The sequence below is a fragment of the Pandoraea captiosa genome, assembly GCF_902459775.1.
In the GTDB taxonomy this organism is placed as follows: Bacteria; Pseudomonadota; Gammaproteobacteria; order Burkholderiales; family Burkholderiaceae; genus Pandoraea; species Pandoraea captiosa.
In genome coordinates this window covers 883,899-909,182 of the sequence record NZ_CABPSQ010000002.1, presented here as the reverse complement: position 1 = coordinate 909,182, position 25,284 = coordinate 883,899, and the positions used below count along the sequence as shown (strand labels likewise).

Sequence of the window (25,284 nt, the reverse complement as noted above, 5' to 3'; positions counted from 1 at the left end):
AACGACCTGACTCTTTCCGTTTTTTGACAAGCATCGGCGTCTGCCCGAGGGAGACGCTCATTCTGAAATTGACACTCGAATCGACATGAAAGCCATCGTATTGCGTGAACACGGCGACAACAGCGCCCTGAAATTCGAAACCGACTTTCCCGATCCCGTGGCGGGCGAAGGCGAAGTGGTGCTGCGCGTGCGCGCCTCGTCGCTGAACTACCACGACGTCTTCACGCGCCGCGGCATGCCCGGCATCAAGCTGCCGTTCCCGGTCATCATCGGGCTCGATGTCGCAGGCGAGATCGCGAACATCGGCCCCGGCGTTCAGGGTTGGTCCGTGGGCGATCGCGTACTGGTCGACCCGATCAATCGCGTGACCGGCGGTCTTGTCGGCGAAACGACGCACGGCGGGCTGGCCGAACTCTGCCGCGTGCCCGAGCATCAGCTGGTGCGACTGCCTGATGGCGTGTCCTTCGACGACGCTGCGGCGCTGCCGGTCGCCTACGGCACGGCACTGCGCATGATGCAGCGCATTGGTCAGGTCAAAGCCGGTGAGCGCGTGCTGATTCTCGGCGCGAGTGGCGGCGTGGGGGTGTGTGCGGTGCAACTCGCCAAGCTGGCCGGCGCCGAAGTCATCGCCTGCGCCGGTTCGCGCGAAAAGGGCGAGCGTCTGCGCGAGCTGGGCGCGGACGACATCATCTACTACACCGAGGAAGACTTCGTCGAGGTGGTGCGCACGCGCTACGGCAAGGCCGCGCGCCGTCGCGGCGCGGCGAACAACGGCGGCGTCGACGTCGTGGTGAACTTCACCGGCGGCGACACCTGGACACGCTCGCTGCGCACACTGCGTCAGGGCGGGCGAGTGCTGACATGCGGCGCGACGGCAGGCTTCGATCCGAAGGAAGATCTGCGCTTCATCTGGACGTTCGAATTGCAGATTCGCGGCTCGAACGGCTGGGAGCGCGAAGACCTGCACGAACTGCTCGATCTGGTCGCCAGCGGCAAGCTGCGCGTGCTGGTGGACAAGAAGTGGCCGCTCGAAGACGGCGCAAAGGCGCTCGCGTCGCTGGAGAACCGCCAGATCGTTGGCAAAGTGCTGGTGGGCGCATGAGTACGACGACCCACACATCCCAGACGTCCCAAGCGACGCATTCGACGCAATCGACGCAATCGCCCTCCACCCTGTCTGTGGAGCAGGTGCAGAAGGCGTTCGATCATTCGACGTTCATCGCCTGGCTCGGCATGCGCGTGACGTCGCTCGATCACGACGCGCAGGTCATCGAAGTCGAAATCCCGTTCCAGGATGCCTTCGAGCGCGGTAAAGGCACGCGTCAATGGCACGGCGGACCGCTCGCCGCGATCATCGACACGGTCGGCGACTTCGCCGTCGGCATGCTCGTCGGACGCGGACTGCCGACGGTCAACTTTCGCGTGGACTACTTGCGCCCGGCCATCGACACAGATCTTCACGCGGTCGCACGGGTGCGGCGGCTCGGCAAAAGCATCGGGGTCGCCGACGTCGACCTGTTCAATGCGAAGGGTGCGCTCGTCGCCATCGGGCGCGCGAGCTACGCCACGTTGCCGACCAATTAAGGAAGCCGGGCGGACCGAGCCGTCGGTCGCGCCATCTGCCATCACGGCCTAGCCGATTGAAGGCGCCTCGCGAGATCGCCCGGGCGCCGAGTTTTCCGGAGTTCATCATGCGCAAGTCCCGGGGCCTGTCCCGTCGTCAGTTTCTCTATCGCAGCGCCAGCGGCACGCTGGCTGCCACCTCCGCCGTGCTCGCGGGCACCGCGGGTTGGCTGGTGTCTCCCACGCGCGCCGTCGCAGCGGACGGCGTACCGCGTCGCGGCGGCACGCTCGTGGCAAGCTGGGGCGGGCTCGAACCGCAGGCGCTCTTCGTGCCGGGTGGTGGCGGCTCCAGTCCGTTCATGACGTCGACCAAGATTCTCGAGCGTCTGCTCAAGATCGACGAGAAGCTCGCGTTCCAGCCGGTGCTGGCCACGGACGTACGCGCCTCAGCCGACTTCAGGACGTACACGGTGTCGCTTCGCAAGAACGTGCTTTGGCACGACGGCAAACCGTTCACCGCCGACGACGTGGTCTACAACGTGCAGGAGCACTGGAAGCCGATCGCAGCGGGCGTTGCGCTGAAGTCGCTCAAGCGGGTAAGCGCGACCGACGCCCATACCGTCAAGCTCGAATTCTCCAGCCCGGTACCGGAGTTCTTCTTCAAGTCCATCCTTGCCGGTCAGTATCAGGTGGTCGTGCCGAAGCATCTCTATGCGGGCAAGGACATCATTACGAACCCACTGAACAACACGCCGGTCGGCACGGGACCGTGGAAGTACGGCCAGTGGGTGCGCGGCAGCCACGTCGCGTACACGCGCAACGAGCAGTACTGGAACACGGCCCAGCCCTACCCCGAAAAGCTCATCATTCGCTGGTGGGGCGATCCCGCGTCGCGCTCGGCTGCGCTGGAGACCGGCGAGTTGCAGGTGGCCTTCTCCAACCCGGTGCCGGCACGCGACATCGACCGGCTCGTGAAGACGGGCAAGGTCGCCGTCGACACCCGCGGCTACGAGAATGCCGCCTGGACGGTGACCGCGGAATTCAACCAGCGACGCGAGCACGTGAAACGTCGCGAAGTGCGCCAGGCGATTCTGCACGCCATCGACCGCAAGTTCATCATCGACACGATCTACTTCGGTCGTGGCAAGCCGGCCGTCTCCCCGATCTTCCGCACCAATTCGTTGTTCTTCACCGACGACGTGCCGAAGTATCCCTTCGATCCCGCCAAAGCGAATGCGCTGCTCGACGCCGCCGGTCTGCCGCGCAAGAACGGCTCGCGCTTCTCCGTCAATCTGGTCGCTGCCGCGTGGTTCGAAGAAAACGCCAAGCTCGGGCAGTACCTCAAGCAGGCATTGCAGGACATCGGCATCACCGTGAAGCTCGATTCGCTCGATCGCGCGACTGCGCTCAAGCGCATTTACAGCGATTACGACTACGACATCGCCGTCTCCAACTTCACCGCGCCGCTCGAACTCGTGCCGGTCGTGACGCAGTTCTTCACCACGGACGGCATTGTCAAAGGTGCGGCGTTCCGCAATGCCACCGGCTATTCGAATCCGGCGATGGATGCGCTCGTCGACAAGCTCACCGTCGAGACCGACAACGCCAAGCGCCAGAAGCTCGCACACGAGTTCGCACGCCTGGCCGCGACGGACGTGCCGCTGGTGCCGCTCGTCGAGATGGAGTCGTTCACGCTCACGCGCACCAACGTGCGCAGCGCCACGACGAGCGCCAACGTGCAGGGCGACGCGCTGGCCGACGTCTGGCTCGCGTCTTGAGGAGACGGCTGTCATGGTGACGCGTCTGCTGCTGCGCCGGGTCCTCCAGGCAGTGCCATTGCTGCTGGGGGTGATCGTCATGAACTTCTGCCTGATCCAGTCGGTGCCCGGCACGTTGCTCGACGTGATGACCGCCGAGCAGCAGGTGACCGACCCCGCGCTGATCGAGCGCTTGCGCGTGACCTACGGCATGGACAAGCCGCTGTGGCAGCAACTGCTGCACTACATCAACTCGGTCGTGCATCTCGATCTCGGGTATTCGTACCGCCACAACCTGCCGGTGTTCGACGTCATCATGGCTCACCTGCCGGCCACGCTGGTGCTGATGCTCGCGAGCCTGCTCATTGCCGTCATCGTCGGCGTGACTGCAGGGGTCATCGCAGCGGTCAATGTCAATACGTGGCGCGACACGCTGGTGTCGGTGGCGGCGGTGGCGTGCTTCGCCGCACCCAGCTTCTGGCTCGGCATCATGCTCATCATTCTGTTCTCGGTGAAGCTCGGCTGGTTCCCGGTCGGCGGCATGACGACCATCGGCATGGATTACGGCACCGGCTTCACGGGGGCATGGCATGCATCGCTCGATGTCCTGCATCACCTCGCGTTGCCTGCCCTCACGCTTGGCCTCTTCTACGCCGCGACGTACGCGCGCGTCATGCGCGCCTCGATGCTCGAAGTGGCGCGACAGGATCACGTGCGAACCGCTCAGGCGAAGGGCCTCACCCGCCGCGCGGTCATCACGCGCCACATGGTGCGCAACGCGATGTTGCCGGTCGTCACGTTGCTCGGACTGCAACTCGGGACGGTGCTCGGCGGCAGCATCGTCGTCGAGGCCGTTTTCAGTTGGCCCGGCATCGGAGGCGTGTTGTTCGACAGCGTGATGAGCCGCAACTATCCGGTCGTGCTCGGACTGCTCGTACTCAGCTCCGCCCTGGTGATCGTCGCGAATATTGCCGTCGATCTGATTTACACACGGCTCGATCCGCGTATTCGTACGCACGCTGCTTAATGTTCTCGTAGCGTCCTCCTTCTCATGCGCTTGTCATGCTCTCGCTTCGTCGAAACGAACTGGTTTTTGCTATGACGCCTTCCGTCGACTCCACTCTCGATGCGCTCACCGCGAGCGCCGCCTCCGATTTACCGCGTGCGCCACGGCGCGGCGTGCGTGCATGGCAACAATTCGCGCGTCATGGCGGCGCCGTCGCCGGCGCGCTGATGCTCGCGCTGATCGTGATCGTCGCCCTGTGTGCCGGATGGTGGTATCCGGGCGACCCGCTGCGAATCGTCGCTGCGCCGGAGATCTGGCCCCTGGAACAGTGGCAATACCCGCTGGGCACCGACTCGCTCGGACGCGACATCGCCGCCATGCTCGCGCACGGCGCGCGGGCAACGCTCGCCATCGGTCTGGTCGCGAGTGTCGCCGCCACGCTCATCGGCGTGTCGATCGGTGCGATGGCCGCCTGGTGGGGCGGCTGGATCGACGAAGTCCTCATGCGCGTGACGGAACTGTTTCAGATCGTACCGAACGTGGTGTTCGTGCTCACGGTCGTGGCCATTCTCGGCCCGCGCATCGAGAACACGATCATCGCCGTGGCGCTGGTGTCATGGCCCGCCATCGCACGACTGACCCGCGCCGAATGCCTGTCGTTCAAGTCGCGCGAATTCGTGCAGGCCTGCCGCACGGTCGGCCTCTCGCCGTGGCGCATCGCCCTGCGCGAAGTCTTGCCGAACGCGCTGCCGCCGGTGCTCGTGATGGGCACGCTGGTCGTTGCCGGGGCGATTCTCTACGAGTCGGTCGTGTCGTTTCTCGGACTGGGCGATCCCAACATCGCGAGCTGGGGGCGGCAGATCGGTGAAGGCCGCACGCTGATCCGCTCCTCCTGGTACCTGTGCGCCGAGCCGGGCGTGGCCATCATGCTGGCCGTGCTGGCCCTGAATCTCGTGGGCGACGGCCTGAACGACGCCCTGAATCCGACGTTGCGCAAGCGCTGAGCGCTTTCCATCGCCCCTGTTTCACGAAATTCCATGTTCCTTCGAATCCTATGACGCACCGCTGGCACAACCTGGGCGACCTCGTCGACCGGTCTCTCGATCTGGACACGACGGCCATCGTCGACCTGCGAGACGACACCCATCCGCACACTTACACCCATGCCGACATCGACCGTCTGGCAAACGGCGTCGCGGCAACCCTGCGCGCGCGCGGTCTGCCCGACGGCGCGCACGTCGCCATCGCCTCGCTCAACCGCGCGGAGTACCTGATCGCCTACTTCGGCATCATGCGCGCGGGCTACGTGGCGGTGCCGATCAACATCAAGCAGTCGCGCGAGATCCTGGACTACGTGATCGACGACGCCGGCATCTCACTGGCCTTCGTCGACGGCGCACGCCGTGACGCCCTTGCCGCACGCGTGCCCGTCATCGACTTCGACGACGCGGGCCCTGCGGGCTTCGCCGCGCAAATCCGGCCGACGGATTTCGACTCTGTGCGTCCCGCCGACGATCACGTCGCACAGATGCTCTACACGTCGGGCTCGACGGGTAAGCCCAAGGGGGTACCCCTCACGCACGCGGGACAACTCTGGGCATTGGGCGCCACCTATGTGCGCCCCGAGAATCCGGCGACAGAACGCTACCTGCTGGCCCAGCCGCTGTTTCACATGAACGGGCTGTTCATGGCCAAGCGCGCGTTCTCGGTGAACGGCACGCTGGTGATCCTGCCGTCGTTCGACGTGGCGTCGTACGTCGACGCGCTGGAGCGCTATCGCATTACCGTGCTGACCGCCGTGCCGACAATGTTCGCGCGTCTGGTCAAAGACCCGCAGACGCTTGCCGGGCGCGACGTGTCGTCGCTCAAGCGGGTGATGCTCGGCTCCGCGCCCATGAGCACGGCGTTGCTCGCCCGTATTCAGGCGGCGTTCCCACAGACCCATATCCACCACGGCTACGGGACCACCGAAGCCGGACCGAGCATCTTTGGTTCCCACCCCGACGGCATTGCGCTGCCGCCGCTGGCGCTCGGCTATCCGCTCTCGCCGGATGCGGTGAAGCTCGTCGACGGTCCCGATGCGAATCAGGGCGTGCTCTGCATGCGCAACCCGGCGGTCATGCGCGGCTATCACCGTCTGCCGGAAAAGTCGGCGCAAGTGCTCGACGACGGCTGGTACTACAGCGGCGACGTGATGCGTCGCGACGCCAACGGCTCTTACTACTTCGTGGGACGCGCCGACGACATGTTCGTCTGTGCCGGCGAGAACATCTATCCGGTCGAAGTGGAAAAGCTGCTGGAGGCCCATCCGGAAGTGCGACAGGCAAGCGTTGTGCCGTTACCGGACGAGGAGCGCGCCGCCGTGCCGGTGGCGTTCGTGGTTCGTCAGCCCGGCAGCACGCTGAGCGTCGACGCCCTCAAGCAACACGCGCTCGCGAACGGTCCGGCATATCAGCACCCGCGTCGCGTCGCCTTTGTGGCCGAGCTGCCGTGGGCCGGAACCAACAAGGTCGACCGGCACGCACTGCTGCAACAGGCACGGGCACTTGAGGCCGCGCAGGCATGGAGCGACCAACGAGTCCATGCGCCCTCGCTCACATCTCTCACGTCTTCTACCGGAGTCATCCGCTCATGAGTCAGTTGTCCGAATCCCAGGATCCGATCCTTCTCAACGGCAAGGTCGCGCTGGTCACTGGCGCAAGTCGCGGCATCGGACGCGCCATCGCCACGGCGCTCGCCTCGCGTGGCGCAAGCGTCGCCGTGCATTACAACGCTGCGGCCGATGACGCCGAAACGCTCGTTGCACAATTGCGCGCCAGTGGCGCCCGCGCCTTCGCCGTGCAGGCCGATCTCTCGTCGCCGGACGGCGCGCGTCTGCTCGTCGAACGCTTCGTCGAGGCGCTGGCCGCGCACGACCTACCGCCGCAGTTCGACATTCTCGTGAACAACGCCGGGGTCGGCCTTCGTGCGCGCATCGACGCCGTGACGCCGGACGATTTCGACCGCGTGCTGCAAGTCAATCTGAAGTCGCCGTTTTTTGTCATCCAGCATGCGCTCGGGCATCTGAAGTCCGGCGGGCGCATCGTCAACGTCTCATCGATCGGCACGCGCGCGGCCTACCCGGAGATGAGCGTCTACGCGCCGGCGAAAGCCGGACTGGAAGCCCTGACGCTCTCGCTCGCCGCCGACCTCGGTGCACGCGGCATCACCGTCAATGCCGTGCTGCCCGGCGCCACCGCAACCGAACTGAACAAGCGCGCCAGCGATCCTGTTGCCAGCCAGGCGATTGCGCAGACGGTGGCGCTCGGACGTGTTGGCGAGCCTCGCGACATCGCACAAATCGTGGCGTTTCTCGCCAGCGATGCCGGTCGGTGGATCACCGGTCAGGCCATCGATGCGAGCGGCGGCCAACGCCTCTGAGCTTGCGCCGAGACCACTCCGGGACCTTTCCTCCGGGACCTTTCCTTTTTGTCGCGAACCTTACGGACCGCCATCATGACGACACTTCTGGACGTCGAACACCTCACGCTCGACTTGCCGCCCAATGCGGATCGTCCGCATGCGCTTCACGACGTCTCGTTCTCGCTCGCGCGCGGCGAGATCCTCTGTATGGTCGGGGAAAGCGGCTCGGGAAAATCGATGACCGCCAGTACCCTGCTCGGTCTGCTGCCCCCGGGCGTACGGGTGAGCGGCGGACGCATCGCGTGGGAAGGCGCGGGCAACCTGCTGGCGCTGCCCGAGGCAGAGCGTCGGCGCTGGCGCGGCTCACGCATCGGCATGATCTTTCAGGAGCCGATGACGGCGCTCAATCCGCTGCGCACCATCGGCGATCAGATCGCCGAGGTCTATCGCACGCACACCCGCCTGCCCGGCAGCACGATTCGGGCGCGCACTCTGGAATGGCTGGACGCCGTGCAGATCCCGTCGCCCAACGACGCCGCCAAGCGCTACCCGCACGAGTTGTCCGGCGGTCAGCGTCAGCGTGCCATGATCGCCATGGCGCTCGCGCTCGAACCCGAGTTGCTGATCGCGGATGAGCCGACGACCGCGCTCGACGTCACCACGCAGGCGCAGATCCTCACGCTGATCCGCGACTTGCAGCAACGCAAGGGAACGGGCGTGCTCTTCATCACGCACGACTTCGGGGTGGTGGCGGAAATTGCGGACCGCGTGGCGGTCATGCGCCACGGCGAGATCGTCGAACAAGGGACCGCGCAGACGATCCTGACGCAGCCGTCGCACGAATACACACGCACACTGATCGCGGCGGTGCCTGCATTGCCTGCATTGCACGCTTCGTCGCGCACGGGCGCGGCCGTCGCGCCTGCGCTCGCCCCGGCAGTCGCCGAGACCGCACCGCCCGTCCTACGCATCGAACAGGTGCACAAGACGTACGCCAAGCACGGATGGCTCGGCAAGAAGGCGCAGGCGCACAGCGCGGCATTGCGCGACGTCACGCTCGATGTCGGCAACGGCAGGACATTGGGGATCGTCGGCGAAAGCGGCTCGGGAAAGTCGACGCTCGCACGCTCGATACTCCGGTTGATGACGCCCGATGCCGGGCGCATTCTCTATGGCGACACGGACCTCGCCAGCACGTCGCTCGACGCCGGGGCGCGTCGCAGGGCGCTCGATATTCAGATGGTGTTTCAGGACCCGTTCAGTTCGCTCAATCCGCGCCGGCGTGTGGGCGACATCGTCACGCAAGGGCCGATCGCACGCGGTGAGCCGGCGCGCGAGGCGCACGCGCACGCGCTGGAACTATTCGAACTCGTCGGTCTGAGTGCGGACGCCCTCGATCGTTTCCCTCACGAGTTCTCCGGCGGACAACGTCAGCGTATCGGCCTTGCCCGAGCGCTGGCGATGCGCCCGAAAGTACTCGTTGCCGACGAGCCGGTGTCCGCGCTCGACGTGTCCGTACAGGCGCAGGTGCTGCGCTTGCTCGCTCGGCTCAAGGCCGATCTCGGGCTATCGATGATTTTCATCACGCACGACCTGCGTATCGCCGCGCAGTTGTGCGACTCGCTCGCCGTGATGAAGTCGGGCAGCGTGGTCGAGTACGGCGACACGGCAACGCTCTTTCGCGCGCCGTCGCATCCGTACACACGCGCGCTGCTCGACGCGATTCCGGGCCGACGCCGCGAACTTCAGGCGGCCGCCTGATCATTTGCGCAAGTCGGCAATCGAGAGGTAGGGCAGCCACGTGCCCGAGGCCGACAGGCTCGCGAAGACGTGTTCTTTCGTCTGCTGGAGAAACGTCTCGATGTGTTGTCGGGCAAGCGCCTCCGCGCGCGGCGCGTTGCCGGTGACCAGCGCGCCGATGATGCTCTCGTGATCGTGTTCGATGCGCGGGCGCACGCCCTGTACGCCGAAGCCCAGCGAGACGAGGCGCGCCATGTCGTCCATCAGCCCGGCAAGCGTGCGATACAGACGCGCATTGCCGCTGGCCGCGGCAATCGTCAGATGGAACTTGCGGTTGGTGTGAAGGAACCATTCGATCTGATGATCGATGGGCTTGTCCGCGAACGGCGCTTCGCACGCTTCGTCGAGCCGCTGAAGGAGTTCGGTGTCGACGTTGCCGCACGCGAGCCGCGCCGCCATCGGCTCGATCTGCGCGCGCAACGTGAATATTTCCTCGACGTCCGCCAGCGTGATCGGCGAGATCCGGTACCCCTGGCGCGGAATCGCCCGGGCGAATCCCTCGTGAACCAGTCGCACGAGCGCCACGCGGCAACTCGTGCGGGCAATGCCGTAACGACGCATCAGCTCCGCCTCGCTCACCACGGCGCCCGGCATGATCACGCAGGTCAGCACGTCGTGGCGGATACGTTCGTAAGCGTCGTCGCCTCGCGCAAGCGCGACGGCTTCTTCGCTGTCGTGTGACGCGACCGGCGATGCCGAGACGCGAGACGATGGTGAGGATGAAGAGGATGGCGAGGCAGGAGACATGCGTCAGTATCCTTTGTGCACGTCGTAGACGAACGGCAGCGGTGCGCCACGCGCATGTGCCCCCAGCACATCCGCCACCTGACGCGCCCTTGCCGCATACGACACGGTCGAAGCGATGTGGGGAGTGACAAGCACCTTCGGATGCCGACGCAGGGCGTCTTCCGGTGGCAAGGGCTCCAGATCGAAGACGTCGACGACTGCCGAGCGCAACCGGCCGCTATCGAGCGCATCGAGCAGCGCCTGACGGTCGAGATGCGCGCCGCGTCCGACTTGAATCAGACTCGCGCCGCTCGGCAACTGTGCAAACAGCTTGCGGCCCAGAATGCCGCGCGTCGCCACGGTGTCGGGCAACAGATTGACGAGAATGTCGGTCTCGGCGAGGAGCGCATTGAGTTGGGGTTCACCGGCAAAGACGTTCACACCCGGGATCGATTTCGGTGTGCGCGCCCAACCGTTCACGCGGAATCCGTTGGCCTGCAGACGTGCCGCGACGGCACGGCCCAGCTCGCCGAGACCGAGCACGCTCACGCGCGTGTCGCGTGCGAGCCGTCCCGTCAGTTCGTTGGCCCAACGTCCGTCGCGCTGCGCGGCCACCAGCGCCGGCATGTCCCGCACGATAGCCAGCGCGGCGAACGTCACAAAGTCGCTCATGCGCTCGCGCGTCTCGTCGGTGACCATGCGCACGATGGGCACGTTCGCCGGCAGCGCCGGATCGGCGAGGATGTGATCGACGCCCGCCGCAGCGCTCAGAATCAGCTTCAGACGGGGATAGTGCGCGAGACGCCCATGATCGGGCTGATAGACCAGCGCGTACTTGACGTTGCGCGGATCGATGAACGGGTCGTCCCAGCCGTAGACGCGCAGGCCCGGGAGCAACCGCGCGAAATGGTGCTGCCATTCGGTCAGCGCGGCAGCGCCGCCCGACTTGATCAATAACGTATCGCCTTGCATGACTTCGGGGGATCGCGCCTCGCGCCATGGCGCAAGGGCTTCAGGATGGAGCGGCATCTCATCGTAGCGGCCACCCCGCGCTGCGCTAAGCATTTGTTATCGAAAAGCTTATGAATCGATGCCGGAAATGCACCTGGCATCCCGGCATAAGGGACACAAGTCCTCCATCCGCAGACAAATTTGCATGGGAATTCATCATTTTTCGGAAGCCGTAGCACCTCCCAAAATCAGCAGGGGATCTGCGTAGACGTCCGTCCCATGGGCGTCATCACCATGCTGCGACGCAACAATTGAATCGATTGTTTCTATATTCACAATAATCGATCCATAACAAGGGCATTGTCTGCCCCCACTGACACCCGCTATAGTTGGCCCGCCCCCGCGACGCGATGGCCCATTCCTTCACATCGGAAGCACCGGTGAGGTGCACGGGCCTGTCAGCGTCATGTTGCAAACGTGGTAATTAATGCGATGCCCCCATCGCCAGTAGAAATGAGAGAGACAGCGACAAACAATGCCGGAATCGGCAACACGCCCCCCACGCCCGAAGAAGTCCGCAAACGCGTATTCGCGATTGTGGCGGCGTCGTCGGGGAACCTGGTCGAGTGGTTCGACTTTTACATCTATGCCTTCTGCGCGATCTACTTCGCCCCGGCGTTCTTCCCCAGTTCGGATCCCACGGCGCAGTTGCTCAACACCGCGGGCGTGTTTGCTGCGGGTTTCCTGATGCGCCCCATCGGCGGCTGGATTTTTGGCCGTATCGCGGATCGTAACGGCCGCAAGAACTCGATGGTCATCTCCGTGATGATGATGTGCTTCGGCTCGCTGCTGATCGCGGCACTGCCGACGTACGCGAGCATCGGCAACTGGGCGCCGGCGCTGCTGCTGTTCGCACGTCTGCTGCAAGGCCTGTCGGTCGGTGGCGAATACGGCACGACGGCAACTTACATGAGCGAGGTCGCGCTCAAGGGCCGTCGCGGCTTCTTTTCCTCGTTCCAGTACGTGACGCTCATCGGCGGTCAGTTGCTCGCCGTGCTGGTGGTCGTGATTCTTCAGCAATTGCTCAGCGAAGCGGAACTGAAGGCATGGGGCTGGCGCATTCCGTTCGTGGTCGGGGCGATCACGGCCGTGGTCGCGCTGATGCTGCGCCGTACGCTGCATGAAACGTCGACCGCGGCGAGCCGTAACAACCGCGACGCGGGTTCGATCGCCGGTCTCTTCCGTCATCACAAGGCCGCGTTCTTTACGGTGCTCGGCTACACGGCCGGCGGTTCGCTGATCTTTTACACGTTCACCACCTACATGCAGAAGTATCTGGTGAACACGGCAGGCATGCCGATCAAGACCGCGAGCTACATCATGACGGGCTGCCTGTTCGTCTATATGTGCATGCAGCCGATCTTCGGCATGCTCTCCGACAAGATCGGCCGTCGTAACAACATGCTGCTGTTCGGCGCACTCGGCGCCATCGCCACGGTGCCGATCCTCACGGCGCTCAAGACGGTGCAAAGCCCGACCGCCGCGTTCCTGCTCATCTGCCTGGCCCTGGCGATCGTGAGCTTCTACACGTCGATCAGCGGTATCGTGAAGGCGGAAATGTTCCCGATCGAAGTCCGCGCGCTGGGCGTGGGTCTGGCCTACGCCGTCGCCAACGCCATCTTCGGCGGCTCGGCCGAATACGTCGCCCTGGGTCTGAAGAAGGCGGGCATGGAGCCGACGTTCTACTGGTACGTGACGGGCATGATGGTGCTCGCGTTCCTCGTGAGCCTGCGCCTGCCGCGTCAGGCGAAGTACTTGCATCACGAACATTGACGGCGACGGGCGGGCGCGTGCATCGAGCAACGCGTCTGCCCTGAGCGCAATGGATCGATCGGATACCTCGTGCGCATGCGTGGGCATGCGCACGACGGCCAAATACCTCTGCTGTCCCCTGCCCGCCAGATCCTTCTTGTCCTTTCTGTCCCCGCTTGTCAGGCGTCGTCGCCGGCGGCCGAACGCGCACTTTGCCAGATGGCATCGAGCACGTGATGCGGCTGGTGACGCCGTCGGTATAGCGCAATGTCGAAGCCGATCTGCCAGTCCTTGCCGCCGACGATGGCCAGCGTGCCGCGCGACACGTCGTCGGCCACCAGACGTTGCGGCAGCCACGCGATGCCCGCCCCGCGTCTGGCCATCGCGAGAATGGCTTCGTATGAATCGGCCTGATAGACGGGTTTGAGCGTCGGACGATTCGGCATCTCCGCCAGATGACGGGCGAGCACGGCACGCAGTGTCAACGTGCGGGTGAAGGCGAGCCATGGAATGGGAGACGGGCCGGCGGATAAGCGATACCGGGCGCGCCCCCTGGCATCGAGCGCACTCACGGGCACCAGCACTTCGCGCGCCACGCTAAGCCAGTCGAAGCGTTCCTGGTCGATGAGCAGGCGCGTGTGGGCACTGGAGTAGACGATGAGCAGATCGACCTCTCCCGCCGCGAGCCGAAGGATGGCTTCCTCTGCGCCGCCGGTCGAGAGCGTTGCCGTAAAGAAGCCGATGCGCGCGACGGTTTCGTCGTACCAGTCCGGAAAGAAAGTGGCGGCCAGCGTGCGGCCGGTCGCGATTTTCAGGTTGTTTTCGAGCGTGGGAGCGGCGTCCTGCAACTGCGTGCGGGCGCTGTGAAGAATGTCGAGCGCGTTCGTGGCCGCATCGAGAAACACGGTGCCGGCGGCGGTGAGTTCCAGCGGTTTGCTGCGCTCGACGAGTCTCGTGCCGACCCACTCTTCGAGTGCGCGAATGCGTCGACCGAATGCCGGATGCGTGACGAAACGGTTTTCCGCCGCCCGCGTGAAGCTGCGCGTGCGTGCCAGTTCGACGAAGTCTTCAAGCCATCGCAGTTGCATACCGTCTCCTAGCGAGCGATCCGCGCACCTGTGCGCACGACTGTCGGCCATGCGGCGCGTAGTGCTTCGGCGCGTCAGTGCATCCGTGCGTCAGTGCGTCGTGGATGCAATCGCGAAATTACCCGAGCGAAGCTGATTAAGCGTGGTTAAGCCCGGTTAAGCCTGGTTAAGCCTTCGAGAGGGACTTGAGCGCGTGCTTGATGCCGTCGGAGACCGTCGTGCCTTCGGGCACGGTCTTGACTGCCGCGAGCGCTTCCTTGTCGGAGTAGCCCAGCGCCAGCAGCGCGTTGACGACGTCGCTCTTGTGATCGTGCGGCGCAGCGGCGCCCGCGACCGTGCCGAGTTGCGCGCCGAGCTTTCCCTTGAGCTCCAGCAGCAGCCGTTCGGCCGTCTTCTTGCCGATACCGGGGATCTTCGTCAGACGCCCCGACTCTTGCAGCGTCACTGCCTGCGCAATGTCGGCGACGCTCATCCCGGAGAGAATCGCCAGCGCCGTGCGCGCACCGACCCCCGAGATCTTGAGGAGTTCGCGAAAGGTGTTGCGCTCGTCCGGCGAACCGAATCCGAAGAGCAGCTGGGCGTCTTCGCGCACGATGAACTGCGTGAGCAGCGTGACGCGCTCACCGACGTTCGGCAGATTGAAAAAGGTGCTCATCGGCACCGAGATTTCATAACCCACACCCTGGCAATCGACCAGGATGTGCGGCGGATTCTTTTCCAGCAGCGTGCCGGAGATGCGACCAATCATTGGTGCCCCGAGAGAATGACTTCGACAGGCGGCAAGTTTAGCAAACCGCCCGATTCGCTTTGGGGTTTGTCATGCGGCTTTGCGTACGCGACACGGCAGGCATGGGCAACGTCGGATAAACGAACACTTCAGGCCAACGCTAAGCCCTTGAAGCGTATGCGATTTCTGGGGAACGAGCGACGTTCGAGTGTCAGCGCGGACGGGGCATCCTTGCGAGACTGTGCGCTCTCTTCAATTACGGATCTCGACGTGATGAATTTGCAGTCCTGGCAGTCGCGGTTTCTGCAACATTTGGCGCCGCATGCTCGCCCCCCCATCTCATCCACGCAGGAGCGAAAAATGGTTAAGCGTCTGGTGCTGTTCAACCCCAGCGGCGGCGTAAGCAACACGATGCCGATCTATAACCTCGGCTGGTCGCTCGCAGAGAAATATCGCGTGCTGCTGGTCGATGCGGATCCGAAATGCGATCTGACCAGCTTGATTCTGCGTGACGACTTCGATGCGCATTACTCGAACGAGCGCACGCGTCGACACAACCTGAAAGACGGCACCAGCGCAGCCTTCGTCATGGACCCGCTGCTCATCAAGCCGATCGACTGTCCGGCAGCCTCGCGATCTTCGAATCTTCGCGTGCTGGCCGGTCATCCGAATTTATCCGACTGCGACCTCTATCTGACGCTCGTTCAGGACGCAGGCGACAGACTTCCTTCAATTCAGAACACCCCCGGCGCGTTCAACCGGCTGATCGAATTGAGCGAGCGCAAATACGACATCGACATCACACTCATCAACCTCGCGGCGGGACTCAGTGCCATCAATCAAAATCTCTTCCTGCACAGCGATTACTTTGTGGTGCCGATAACGTTGGATCGATTCTCGTGGTTAGCGCTGAAAAAGATGAAATATACGGTTTCGCGCTGGCTTCAGTGGAAGCGCAATACCTTCCGCGAACTTGAAGACGCTATCTATGCGCTTCGCCCCGGCACGCCGAAGTTCGCCGGGATACTGTTTCATCAAGTAGATAACCGCATCGGACGGACGAAAGCGCCTGCTGGGCACACCATCGATGACATCAAGTCGGTGGTGCTCGATGACTTCTTTCCCCATATTCGCGACCGGGGCATGACCCTTGCACCTGAGCAGTATTCACAAAGGTGTCATACGAACGGATACGTTCTCGAAGAGATTGTGGACTTCAGTGGATTGCTTGCCAAAGCCATCGACGTTGGCATTGCGCCCCTCGCGCTCACGGATCAGGATCTTGAGGACATCCGACATCATGTCCCGGACGGCAGTGCCCGGCGCGACCTTTTGCGATCCCAATTCCAGAATCTGACTGCCGCACTCGACGCTTTAATGGAATATGCATAACGCACTGGTTTCCTTCCGATCCAACATGGACGATGTGGACGCGCTCACCAGCGTGTACGACTACGTTCGCCAAAACCGCCTCACACGAGGCGGCGCGCCCCCATCCCTAACCCGCAACCGCTAACGCCCTCACCCTTAGCCTTCATCACCCTCAGCCCTCACCCCTCCCCCCCGATCCCCTCGATGAAGTCCCCGGTCGATCGGGTCGCCGCAGAGCGCAGGCATTCGAGGGCTTCGGCCACGGCCGCGCGATTTGCGCCGTCGTCGCGCCAATACATCGAGACGCCGCCGAAGCCCGCCAGGCGTAACGGCACGATGCGCAGCGCGCCTAACGCCTGGAGCCGACTCGCCGTGCGATGCGATGCCAGGCCGATCATGTCGCTGTTGTTGAGCAGCGTGAGATTGAGAATGGTGGAATTCGATTCGACCGTGTCGTTCGGCAACGGATACCCGGCCTCGGCCAGCGCCGCCTCCAGCGCGTTGCGAATCGGCGTGCCGCGCGGCCAGACGACCCAGCGGTAACGCTGCATGTCGGACCAGTCGACCTGCGCGATCGAAAACACCGGGTGCCGGGCACGCGCCACGAAGTGCAACGGCTCCAGGTACAACGCCTGCGCGCGCACATTGCGGTCCTGCAACTCAGGGGCCGAACGCCCGACGACGATGTCGATCTCGCTGTGCGCCAACTGGTTCATCAACCGATCCATCGTGTTTTCGACCACCCGCGCCTGAACACGTGGCATCCGCTGCAAGAGCAGCAGCACCGCCAGAGGCACCGTGTCCGCCGAAGACGCCCCGGACGTGCCGATCGCCACCAGTCCGCTGCCGCCCTCGCGCATGGCGTCGAGATCGTCGCGCGCGGTATCGAGTTGCGCTTCGATACGCCGTGCATGCTGAATCAACGCCTCACCATAAGACGTCGGACGCAGCCCCCGCGCCTGACGCTCGAACAGCGGCAGGCCGATATCGTCCTCCAGATCCTTGAGCCATTTGGAAAGCCCGGGCTGGGTCGTATTGAGCAATGCCGCAGACTGGCTCATGTTCCCGGTCTGCGCGAGTGTCAGCAGCATCTGCAAATTACGCAAACGCAATCGGTGCGTCCAATCCATACGCGATCTCCCAACTCCTCCGCGATACCCCTAAATCACCCAACCCATATGATTTTTCGTATGGATCCGATGATTTATTCATTTCAAATAATATGTCTCGCCGAGTATAACGCTATCCATAGACCCGAAAGCCACGGCCAGTCCGCATGGCAGCGCTCGCTAGACGAGCAGACCGGGCTCCCATCCAACATGGAGACAAGCATGTCCGATCGCGCCCCCAGCGCCGAACGCGCCGCCTATTACGAACACATCGGTCGTAACCACATGGCTCCCCTGTGGGAATCGCTCCACAGTCTCGTGCCGCCGCAACCGCGCCCGCGCGTGGTGCCCGCCATCTGGAAATACAACGAAGTGCGTCCGCTGGTCATGGAAGCGGGACGCGTCATCAGCGCCGAAGAAGCCGTGCGACGCGTGCTGATTCTGCAAAACCCGGGCACGCCCGGCTCGTCGAGCATCACCGGTTCGCTGTACGCCGGTCTGCAACTGATTCTCCCGGGGGAGATCGCGCCGAGCCACCGTCATACCCAGTCGGCGCTGCGCTTTATCGTGGAAGGCCGTGGCGCGTGGACCGCCGTCAACGGCGAGCGCACCACCATGCACCCGGGCGATTTCATCATCACGCCGTCGTGGACGTGGCATGACCACGGCAACCCCGCCGACGGCGAGCCGGTCGTGTGGCTCGACGGACTCGATATTCCGCTCGTTCAATACTTCGACGCCGGTTTTGCCGAAAATTACCCGGAATCGCAACAACCGGTGCAGCGCCCCGAAGGCGACAGCTTTGCCCGATACGGCTACAACATGCTGCCCGTGCACCACAAGGTGAGCGATCCGACTTCACCGATTTTCAGCTATCCGTACGCGCGCTCGCGCGAAGCGCTGGATACCCTGTTCCGCAACGGCGAACTCGATCCGTGGGACGGCATCAAGCTGCGCTACGTCAACCCGGCGACCGGCGGCTGGCCGATGCCGACGATGGCGACGTTCATGCAATACCTGCCGGCCGGTTTCCAGGGCAAAACCTACCGCAGCACCGACGCGACCGTCTTCTCCGTGGTCGAGGGGCGAGGCACCGCACGCATCGGCGACGAGGTCTTCCAGTTCGAGCCGCGCGATCACTTCGTGGTGCCGTCGTGGGCGCCCGTGCAGCTAGCCGCGCTCGACGACGCCGTGCTGTTCAGCTATTCCGACCGCCCCGTGCTCGCCGCGCTGAACCTGCTGCGCGAGTCTCGCACCTGAGTCGTTCACCTCCGAGTCGTGCACTTGAGTCGTACACCCGAGCCGTGCGTTTGAGCGACACACCCCTTCGCACCAGCTAAACACCGGCCGCCCGGGCGGCCCCCGTCTTCTCCTTCATTCGACGAGTCAACCACCATGTCCTACGTCTTCACTCCGCCGGCCGTCGTCGGCATTCCCGTTGTCGGCAGCCAAGACCTGTTCGCCGTGCGCCGCGTGTATTGCGTTGGCCGCAACTACGCCGCGCATGCCCGCGAAATGGGCTTCGATCCGGATCGTGAGCCGCCCTTCTTCTTTTGCAAGCCCGCCGACGCGGTAGTGCCGGTTGCGTACGGCGACACGCTCGAACTGCAGTACCCGGCCCAGACGAGCAACTATCATTACGAAGCCGAACTGGTCGCCGTCATCGGCAAGGCCGGCTCGGACATTGCGCTCGATCAGGCGCTGGAGCACGTGTGGGGGTATGCCGTGGGTCTGGACATGACGCGTCGCGATCTGCAAATGAAAATGCGCGAGATGGGCCGTCCGTGGGAAATCGGCAAGGCGTTTGATGCCTCGGCGCCGATCGGTCCGATCCATCCCGTGTCGAGCGTCGGTCACATCGAGAAGGCCGGTATTTCGCTGACGGTCGACGGCGTTCAAAAGCAAAAGAGCGACATCACTCACCTGATCTGGTCGGTCGCCGAGACGGTGTCGTATCTGTCGCAATTCTTCCGACTGGAGCCCGGCGACCTGATCTACACCGGCACGCCCGAAGGCGTAGGCCCGGTCAAGGCCGGCGAGACGATGGTCACCGCCGTCGAAGGACTCGGCGAAATCACGGTGCGCGTGGTCTGAGGTTCGTCCATGCAGCTCTACAGTTTCTTCAACAGCTCGACTTCGTACCGCGTGCGCATCGCGCTCGCCCTCAAGGGGCTGGCCTTCGACACCGTGCCGGTGAATATCCGTGTGGGTGAGCATCGTGCACAACCGTACGTCGACGAGGTCAACGCGTCGGCAACGGTGCCCGCCATCGTCGACGGCGATTTCTCGCTGGGGCAGTCGCTGGCGATCCTCGACTATCTCGACGCGAAGTACCCGCAGACGCGACTGGTGCCGCAGGACATCGAGGCGCGTGCCCGCGTGCTCGAACTCGCAATGCTCATCAGTTGCGACATTCATCCGGTGAACAACCTGCGCATTCTCAAGTACCTGCAAGGGCCGCTCGGGCTGTCTGCCGAGCAGAAAGACGCCTGGTATCGCCATTGGGTGGCCGAGGGCATGGCCGGAGTGGAACGTCTGCTCCTCAGGCATGGTCATGGCGCGTGGTGCTTCGGCGACGCGCCGACGCTCGCAGACGTCTGCCTGATTCCGCAGATTGCCAACGCGCAACGCATGGGCTGCGACCTGTCGCCGTATCCGCGCGCGATGGCGGTCTACGAGAAGGCGGTGACGCATCCGGCATTCATCGCGGCAGCGCCGAGCCGTCAGCCGGACTACACGGCATAAGTATGAGCAGCGAGGGCCGCAGAGTGCCCGAGGAGACAAGCATGACGCAATCCCATCAACCCAAAGCGCTCGTGGTGGGCGGTGGCATCGGCGGTCTGGCCGCCGCGCTCGCCCTCGCCAATCAGGGGGTACGCATCGAGCTACTGGAACAGGCCGAGACCATCGGCGAGATCGGCGCCGGCATCCAGCTCGCCGCCAACGCGTTCGCTGCGCTCGATGCGCTCGGCGTTGGGGAAGCGGCGCGTGGGCGTTCGGTCTTTACCGATCACATCACCCTGCGCGACGCCATCGATCGCAGCATCATCGCTCAGGTCGACGTGGGTGCGCCGTATCGCGAACGCTTCGGCAATCCGTACGCGGTGATTCATCGCGCCGACATCCATCTGTCGATTCTCGAGGCCGTGCAGCGCAATCCGCTGATTCAGTTCCGCACGGCAACGCGCGTCGTCTCGCTCGATCAGGACGCCAACGGCGTCACCGTGACGGATCAACACGGCGAGCGCCACACCGCCGATGCCGTGATCGGCTGCGACGGCGTGAAGTCCGCCGTTCGCGCTGCGCTGATCGGCGACGAACCCCGCGTGACGGGTCACGTCGTCTACCGGGCCGTGGTCGACGTGGAGAACATGCCGAAGGATTTGCAGGTCAATGCGCCCGTCGTCTGGGCGGGCCCGCACTGCCACCTCGTGCACTACCCGTTACGCGGCGGCAAGCAATACAACCTCGTGGTCACCTTCCACAGCCGCGAGCAGGAGGTCTGGGGCGTGCGCGATGGCAGCAAGGAAGAAGTGCTGTCGTACTTCGAAGGCATCGATGCGCTGCCGCATCAGATGCTCGATCGCCCGACGTCGTGGCGTCGATGGGCCACTGCCGACCGCGATCCGGTCGAGCAGTGGAGCTTCGGTCGCGCGACGATCCTGGGCGACGCAGCGCATCCGATGACGCAATACATCGCGCAAGGCGCCTGTCAGGCGCTGGAAGATGCCGTCACGCTGGGCGCCGCCTACGCGGCGACGCGCGGCGATTTCACGCAGGCGTTCCAACACTACGAGCGCGCCCGGATCCCCCGCACAGCCCGCGTGCTGTATGGCGCGCGCGACATGGGGCGCGTCTACCACGCGAAGGGCGTGGATCGCTGGGTGCGCAACTCGTTGTGGAAGGGCCGTACGCAAACGCAGTTCTACGACGCCCTGCAATGGTTGCACGGCTGGCGCGCCGAAAACTGCCTGTCGCAGACCCCGTGGCTGACGAGCGAGTAAGTCGGCGCGTGTAGCACTGGCTTCCCCCGTATCACCCATTGCGCGGAAATCAAAAACAACAACCGCCGATGGTCCCCGCAGCGCGACGCGCGCTTGCCGTCGCGCTGCTTCTGGCACCTTAGAGGAGACAACCATGCCAGCCAGTCCCATCAACGTAACGGCGTTCATCGACCGGCATCGCATCTCGCGGTTCCAGATGATGATCGTCGTGCTGTGCTTCCTGATCGTGGCCATCGACGGGTTCGATACCGCCGCCATCGGCTTCATCGCGCCGGCCATCCGCGCGGAATGGTCACTCACGCCGGCCCATCTCGCGCCGCTCTTCGGCGCAGGTCTGGCTGGCCTGATGGCCGGTGCGTTCCTGTTCGGACCGCTTGCCGACAAGCTTGGCCGCAAGACGATTCTCATCTTCTCGGTACTGTTTTTCGGCGTGGCAAGCCTGGCGTCGGCGTGGTCGGTGGAACTCTGGCAACTCATCGTGTTGCGCTTCCTGACGGGACTGGGCCTCGGCGGTGCGATGCCCAACGCGATTACGCTGACCTCGGAGTACTGCCCCGACTCACGCCGCTCGTTCCTCGTGACGACCATGTTCTGCGGCTTCACCCTCGGATCGGCGCTCGGCGGGCTCGCCTCCGCCGGCCTCATCGAAGCCTTCGGCTGGCGCTCGGTGCTGATCGTCGGCGGTGTCATGCCGATCGCGCTCGCCGTGATTCTGATGCGCGCCCTGCCCGAATCGGTGCGCTATCTGGTCATGGCCGGCAAATCGCCGGAACGCGTGGCGGCCTCGCTCCAACGCATTGCACCGCATGAGGATTTGCGTGGGGCAACGTTCAATGTGGCGACGAAGCCCTCGACCACGTCGCCCGTGCGTCATCTCTTCAAGCCCGAACTGCTGCGCGGCACGCTGCTGTTCTGGGTCACGTTCTTCATGAGCCTGCTGGTGATCTACCTGCTCTCGAGCTGGCTGCCGACGCTGCTTCGCACGAATGGACTGACGTTGCGCAACGCGGCCATTGTCACCGCGATGTTCCAGGTCGGCGGCACCCTGGGCGCCATCGTGCTCGGCTGGTTGATGGATCGCTTCAATCCGCACTACGTGCTCGCGGCGGCCTATGTTCTTGCAGGCGTTTGCGTGGCAGCGGTCGGTCCGCTGGCGAGCTCGCCGGTGCTCGCGTCGGTCGCGGTCTTCTGGGCGGGCTTCTGCGTATCCGGCGGTCAGGTCGGCGCGAACGCGCTCTCAGCCGAGTTCTACCCGACGGATTGCCGTGCCACGGGCGTGAGCTGGGCCAACGGGGTTGGGCGCATGGGGTCGGTGGTCGGATCGGTCGGCGGAGCCTCGATGCTGGCCATGGGCTGGTCGATGCCGGCACTGTTCGCAGCCATCGGCGTGCCGGCCGTGCTCGCCGGTCTCACGATGCTCACGCTCGGCCGCTTGCGTCACCGTCAGGCCACCGTCGCGATCGGCGCGGCCGTTTGATGTCGGGTCGAATGGGAAAGCGAACGGCAGAGCAGCGCTGAGCGTTTCGACACGCGCAACCCACTACAATCCGTTCACCTCGACGTTGAACCCCAAACGGGCGTCATGCGCATCCCGCGATGACGCCCGTTGGCTGTCGGGTCTGCGTCGGGTCGCCGCAATTCCGTGCAGCGAGCCATGGGCTTCGTGTTGCGTCGCGCAATTCGTCGCGGATAGGGATAGAGTGTCGTCTGACGGCGAACGCGAGTGGCCCGCGCGGCCCCGACGCCGTCAATCCCAATACCCCCAGACGGAGATTGAAGGTGTCGCTGCCCCCCTTGCTGGTCATCATCCCGATGCACCCCGAGCAGTTGTCCGAACTGCAAACCCGTTTCGAAGTGATCTATCGCCCGAGTCACCATTCCACGCCGGAAGGCTGGGGTGCAGAGGGCCAACGTGCGCGCTTCGTGCTCACCAACGGTTCGCGCGGTATGAGCGCGGCCGAACTGACGCACCTGCCGAATGTGGAGCTGGTCAGTGCCTTGGGCGCGGGCTTCGAGAATCTGGATGTGCCTGCCATGCGGGCGCGCAACATCGTTGCCGTCAACGGCGCCGGGGCAAATGCGCCGACGGTGGCGGACCAGGGCTTTGCGCTGCTGCTTGCCGCGATGCGCCGCATCCCGGAGTACGACGCCGCTTGCCGCAAGGGCGTGTGGCGCGACGCGCTGCCGATGCAACCGGGCGTTGCGGGCAAAAAACTCGGGATCATCGGCCTGGGCGCGGTAGGACGCCAGTTCGCCAAGCGCGCCGAAGGCTTCGACATGCAGATCGGTTACCGCAACCGAAATCGCCGCGACGATCTGCCGACGCACTACCGCTACTTCGATGATGTGCTGTCGCTTGCCACGTGGGCCGACATGCTCGTCGTGACGGCGCCCGGCGGCGCGGAGTCGCACCACATGGTCAACGCCGATGTGCTGCGCGCCCTGGGCAAGGACGGCTTCCTCGTGAATCTCGGGCGCGGCAGCGTCGTCGACACCGCTGCGCTGGCCGACGCGCTGCGCAACGGCATCATCGCCGGGGCGGGCCTCGACGTCTACGAAGGCGAACCCGCGCCGCCCGCAGCACTCATCGACTTGCAGAATGTCGTGCTGAGTCCGCACGTGGCTGGACGCTCGCCCGAGGCGGAAGCGGCGACCGTTACGATGTTCCTTGAGAATACGCGCCGACACCTGGCGGGCGAGCCCGTGATGACGCCGCTCTGAGCGCACCTGAGCCCGTTCTGAACGGTGACGCGCGCTTCATGCTCGTTCATACTCGTTCATGCGCGTTCATGCACGCTTAGTGATTGTCGAGCCCGTCGAGACTTCTTTCCGGTGATGGTGAGAGCGTCACGCCGTCGTTGACGGGCTCGAACTCGATGCTGCTGCGCGCAGTGCCCGTCGCGAAGCGCGTATTGCACGTCGGGCATTTCACTTCGGCTTCCGAATGGAGATAGTCGTACAACGACTGGACGCTCGGCTCACTTGCGGCCACGGCAAAGCGCGCCTTGCAGGTGGGACATACGACGAAACCGGTGTGGATCGACAACATGGTCTAACTCCTTGGCGCTCATCGGGTGTTGCGGCAGATGTTACAGCCAGTCGGTGCGCCGAGGGCTTCGGCGCGTGGCGTCGGAACGATCGCCGGATTCGCCGTATCCTGCGGATCCGCTGGATGCTGCCGGCGCCACGGTACGGTCGTTCGCGGCAACGCCCACGGTGGGCTCGGCGCGTGCGGCCTGAGCGCTCGACACGCGCTCGTCCGGCAGGTCGTGCGCGCGTTTGACGGGATCGAAGTCGCGCCATTCGCCGCCTTCCCATACACCGTCCGCCTGCTCGATCTCGGCGGCGCCAGCATCGCGCAGCACGGCAATCGCCGTGCCGACCGTCGACTCGCTCACGTGGGTGGCAAGCATCACGCCGGCGTCTCTCATCCCCGCCTCGCGTGCCGACACACGCTCACGGCTGCGCATGCGCTGCAGCGCACCAAGAAACGCGCCGAGATAGGCGCCAGCCATCATGCCCACGACGGGCACCAGCCAGAAGCGCCAGACGGCCGCGAACAGCAGCGCGCCCAACGCGAGTCCGAACGCGCCGCCCGCGATCACGCCCTGCGCCGCGCCCTTGCCCGCAGGGCGGGCGGCCGCGTCTGCGTCGACGTCGCCCCCTATTGGAAATCTGGCGTGCTGACCGGTGGGATTCAAGAAGAAGACTGAAACATCGGATGGCCGGAACGCACGGTCGTATAGCCGGCTGGCCACGAGGTTTGCCTGATCGAACGTCGTAAAGCGTCCTGCCACGATCATCGCCATCACCACCTCCCTAAGCTGGTTTCGTGAATACGTGAATCGATTCCTGTGGGATGGAGCCGTCACCCGTTTGTTTCATCAAGGAATTCTGTTGGTCACCGATCAGGCATTGAGAAAATCAATGCAGGGGAACCGTTCCCCGCTGCGCTGGATCGCATCGAC

General features: G+C 64.3%; 23 protein-coding genes. 16 read left to right on the top strand and 7 right to left on the bottom strand.

Annotated elements, in window-relative coordinates; all coding sequences use genetic code 11:
- The first annotated feature begins 85 nt into the window (after nucleotides 1–85).
- The 8 genes from PCA31118_RS09345 to PCA31118_RS09310 all read left to right on the top strand — a co-directional run bounded on the left by PCA31118_RS09345 (nucleotide 86) and on the right by PCA31118_RS09310 (nucleotide 9,489).
- Complete coding sequence (locus tag PCA31118_RS09345; protein WP_150624935.1) at nucleotides 86–1,102, top strand: quinone oxidoreductase family protein; 1,017 nt, start codon at nucleotides 86–88, stop codon at nucleotides 1,100–1,102.
- Nucleotides 1,099–1,584 carry a PaaI family thioesterase gene (locus PCA31118_RS09340; RefSeq protein ID WP_150624934.1) on the top strand — a complete coding sequence of 162 codons (486 nt, stop codon included), beginning with the start codon at nucleotides 1,099–1,101 and terminating at the stop codon, nucleotides 1,582–1,584. The genes PCA31118_RS09345 and PCA31118_RS09340 overlap by 4 nt, the downstream gene beginning before the upstream one ends.
- 107 nt (nucleotides 1,585–1,691) lie before the next feature.
- Nucleotides 1,692–3,341 carry an ABC transporter substrate-binding protein gene (locus PCA31118_RS09335; protein WP_150624933.1) on the top strand — a complete coding sequence of 550 codons (1,650 nt, stop codon included), beginning with the start codon at nucleotides 1,692–1,694 and terminating at the stop codon, nucleotides 3,339–3,341.
- A gap of 13 nt (nucleotides 3,342–3,354) precedes the next feature.
- Nucleotides 3,355–4,347 carry an ABC transporter permease gene (locus PCA31118_RS09330; RefSeq protein ID WP_150624932.1) on the top strand — a complete coding sequence of 331 codons (993 nt, stop codon included), beginning with the start codon at nucleotides 3,355–3,357 and terminating at the stop codon, nucleotides 4,345–4,347.
- Nucleotides 4,348–4,418: 71 nt separating this feature from the next.
- Nucleotides 4,419–5,330: an ABC transporter permease gene (locus PCA31118_RS09325; protein ID WP_150624931.1), complete on the top strand. Its 912-nt coding sequence runs from the start codon at nucleotides 4,419–4,421 to the stop codon at nucleotides 5,328–5,330.
- Between the two features lie 50 nt (nucleotides 5,331–5,380).
- Nucleotides 5,381–6,961 carry a class I adenylate-forming enzyme family protein gene (locus PCA31118_RS09320; RefSeq protein ID WP_150624930.1) on the top strand — a complete coding sequence of 527 codons (1,581 nt, stop codon included), beginning with the start codon at nucleotides 5,381–5,383 and terminating at the stop codon, nucleotides 6,959–6,961.
- On the top strand, nucleotides 6,958–7,746 hold the full coding sequence (locus PCA31118_RS09315) for an SDR family oxidoreductase (protein WP_150624929.1): 789 nt from the start codon (nucleotides 6,958–6,960) through the stop codon (nucleotides 7,744–7,746). Before PCA31118_RS09320 ends, PCA31118_RS09315 begins: the two co-directional genes overlap by 4 nt.
- A gap of 75 nt (nucleotides 7,747–7,821) precedes the next feature.
- Nucleotides 7,822–9,489, top strand: a complete 1,668-nt coding sequence (locus PCA31118_RS09310; RefSeq protein ID WP_150624928.1) for an ABC transporter ATP-binding protein — start codon at nucleotides 7,822–7,824, stop codon at nucleotides 9,487–9,489.
- Here the strand turns inward: PCA31118_RS09310 and PCA31118_RS09305 are convergent, their stop codons facing one another.
- A complete protein-coding gene (locus PCA31118_RS09305) occupies nucleotides 9,490–10,275 on the bottom strand; it encodes a GntR family transcriptional regulator (RefSeq protein WP_150624927.1) in 786 nt (261 codons plus the stop codon). It lies immediately after the preceding gene.
- Nucleotides 10,276–10,278: 3 nt separating this feature from the next.
- Nucleotides 10,279–11,319, bottom strand: a complete 1,041-nt coding sequence (locus PCA31118_RS09300; RefSeq protein ID WP_246190148.1) for a 2-hydroxyacid dehydrogenase — start codon at nucleotides 11,317–11,319, stop codon at nucleotides 10,279–10,281.
- Between the two features lie 399 nt (nucleotides 11,320–11,718).
- Here PCA31118_RS09300 and PCA31118_RS09295 point away from each other — a divergent pair, with 399 nt between their 5' ends.
- Nucleotides 11,719–13,038: an MFS family transporter gene (locus tag PCA31118_RS09295; RefSeq protein ID WP_150624926.1), complete on the top strand. Its 1,320-nt coding sequence runs from the start codon at nucleotides 11,719–11,721 to the stop codon at nucleotides 13,036–13,038.
- A 158-nt stretch (nucleotides 13,039–13,196) separates the two neighbouring features.
- On the opposite strand, the gene PCA31118_RS09290 is transcribed toward PCA31118_RS09295, so the two are convergent.
- Together PCA31118_RS09290 and ruvA are read right to left on the bottom strand one after the other, a co-directional pair.
- The gene (locus tag PCA31118_RS09290; RefSeq protein WP_150624925.1) at nucleotides 13,197–14,105 is read right to left on the bottom strand and encodes a LysR family transcriptional regulator; all 909 of its coding nucleotides are present in this window, start codon (nucleotides 14,103–14,105) and stop codon (nucleotides 13,197–13,199) included.
- A 166-nt stretch (nucleotides 14,106–14,271) separates the two neighbouring features.
- Nucleotides 14,272–14,853, bottom strand: a complete 582-nt coding sequence (gene ruvA, locus PCA31118_RS09285; RefSeq protein ID WP_044453971.1) for a Holliday junction branch migration protein RuvA — start codon at nucleotides 14,851–14,853, stop codon at nucleotides 14,272–14,274.
- A 339-nt stretch (nucleotides 14,854–15,192) separates the two neighbouring features.
- Between ruvA and PCA31118_RS09280 the strand changes: the two genes are divergently transcribed.
- Complete coding sequence (locus PCA31118_RS09280; RefSeq protein WP_174990404.1) at nucleotides 15,193–16,224, top strand: ParA family protein; 1,032 nt, start codon at nucleotides 15,193–15,195, stop codon at nucleotides 16,222–16,224.
- Between the two features lie 158 nt (nucleotides 16,225–16,382).
- Here the strand turns inward: PCA31118_RS09280 and PCA31118_RS09275 are convergent, their stop codons facing one another.
- The gene (locus tag PCA31118_RS09275; protein WP_150624923.1) at nucleotides 16,383–17,333 is read right to left on the bottom strand and encodes a LysR family transcriptional regulator; all 951 of its coding nucleotides are present in this window, start codon (nucleotides 17,331–17,333) and stop codon (nucleotides 16,383–16,385) included.
- A 201-nt stretch (nucleotides 17,334–17,534) separates the two neighbouring features.
- Between PCA31118_RS09275 and gtdA the strand changes: the two genes are divergently transcribed.
- The 6 genes from gtdA (at nucleotide 17,535) to PCA31118_RS09245 (ending at nucleotide 24,037) form a co-directional block, all read left to right on the top strand.
- Complete coding sequence (gtdA, locus tag PCA31118_RS09270) at nucleotides 17,535–18,572, top strand: gentisate 1,2-dioxygenase (protein WP_150624922.1); 1,038 nt, start codon at nucleotides 17,535–17,537, stop codon at nucleotides 18,570–18,572.
- 135 nt (nucleotides 18,573–18,707) lie between these two features.
- Nucleotides 18,708–19,406, top strand: coding sequence for a fumarylacetoacetate hydrolase family protein (locus PCA31118_RS09265; RefSeq protein WP_150624921.1), 699 nt, complete (start codon nucleotides 18,708–18,710; stop codon nucleotides 19,404–19,406).
- A gap of 9 nt (nucleotides 19,407–19,415) precedes the next feature.
- Nucleotides 19,416–20,057 carry a maleylacetoacetate isomerase gene (gene maiA, locus PCA31118_RS09260; RefSeq protein ID WP_150624920.1) on the top strand — a complete coding sequence of 214 codons (642 nt, stop codon included), beginning with the start codon at nucleotides 19,416–19,418 and terminating at the stop codon, nucleotides 20,055–20,057.
- A 41-nt stretch (nucleotides 20,058–20,098) separates the two neighbouring features.
- Nucleotides 20,099–21,316 carry a 3-hydroxybenzoate 6-monooxygenase gene (locus PCA31118_RS09255; protein WP_150624919.1) on the top strand — a complete coding sequence of 406 codons (1,218 nt, stop codon included), beginning with the start codon at nucleotides 20,099–20,101 and terminating at the stop codon, nucleotides 21,314–21,316.
- A 133-nt stretch (nucleotides 21,317–21,449) separates the two neighbouring features.
- The gene (locus PCA31118_RS09250; RefSeq protein ID WP_150624918.1) at nucleotides 21,450–22,793 is read left to right on the top strand and encodes an MFS transporter; all 1,344 of its coding nucleotides are present in this window, start codon (nucleotides 21,450–21,452) and stop codon (nucleotides 22,791–22,793) included.
- A gap of 302 nt (nucleotides 22,794–23,095) precedes the next feature.
- Nucleotides 23,096–24,037 (top strand): 2-hydroxyacid dehydrogenase, encoded by a 942-nt coding sequence (locus PCA31118_RS09245; RefSeq protein WP_150624917.1) that lies wholly within the window; start codon nucleotides 23,096–23,098, stop codon nucleotides 24,035–24,037.
- Between the two features lie 76 nt (nucleotides 24,038–24,113).
- On the opposite strand, the gene PCA31118_RS09240 is transcribed toward PCA31118_RS09245, so the two are convergent.
- Both PCA31118_RS09240 and PCA31118_RS09235 read right to left on the bottom strand, forming a co-directional pair.
- Entirely contained in the window at nucleotides 24,114–24,365 is a 252-nt protein-coding gene (locus PCA31118_RS09240) for a hypothetical protein (protein ID WP_150624916.1), read from the bottom strand.
- Between the two features lie 40 nt (nucleotides 24,366–24,405).
- Nucleotides 24,406–25,125, bottom strand: a complete 720-nt coding sequence (locus PCA31118_RS09235; protein ID WP_246190147.1) for a hypothetical protein — start codon at nucleotides 25,123–25,125, stop codon at nucleotides 24,406–24,408.
- Nucleotides 25,126–25,284 lie beyond the last annotated feature (159 nt).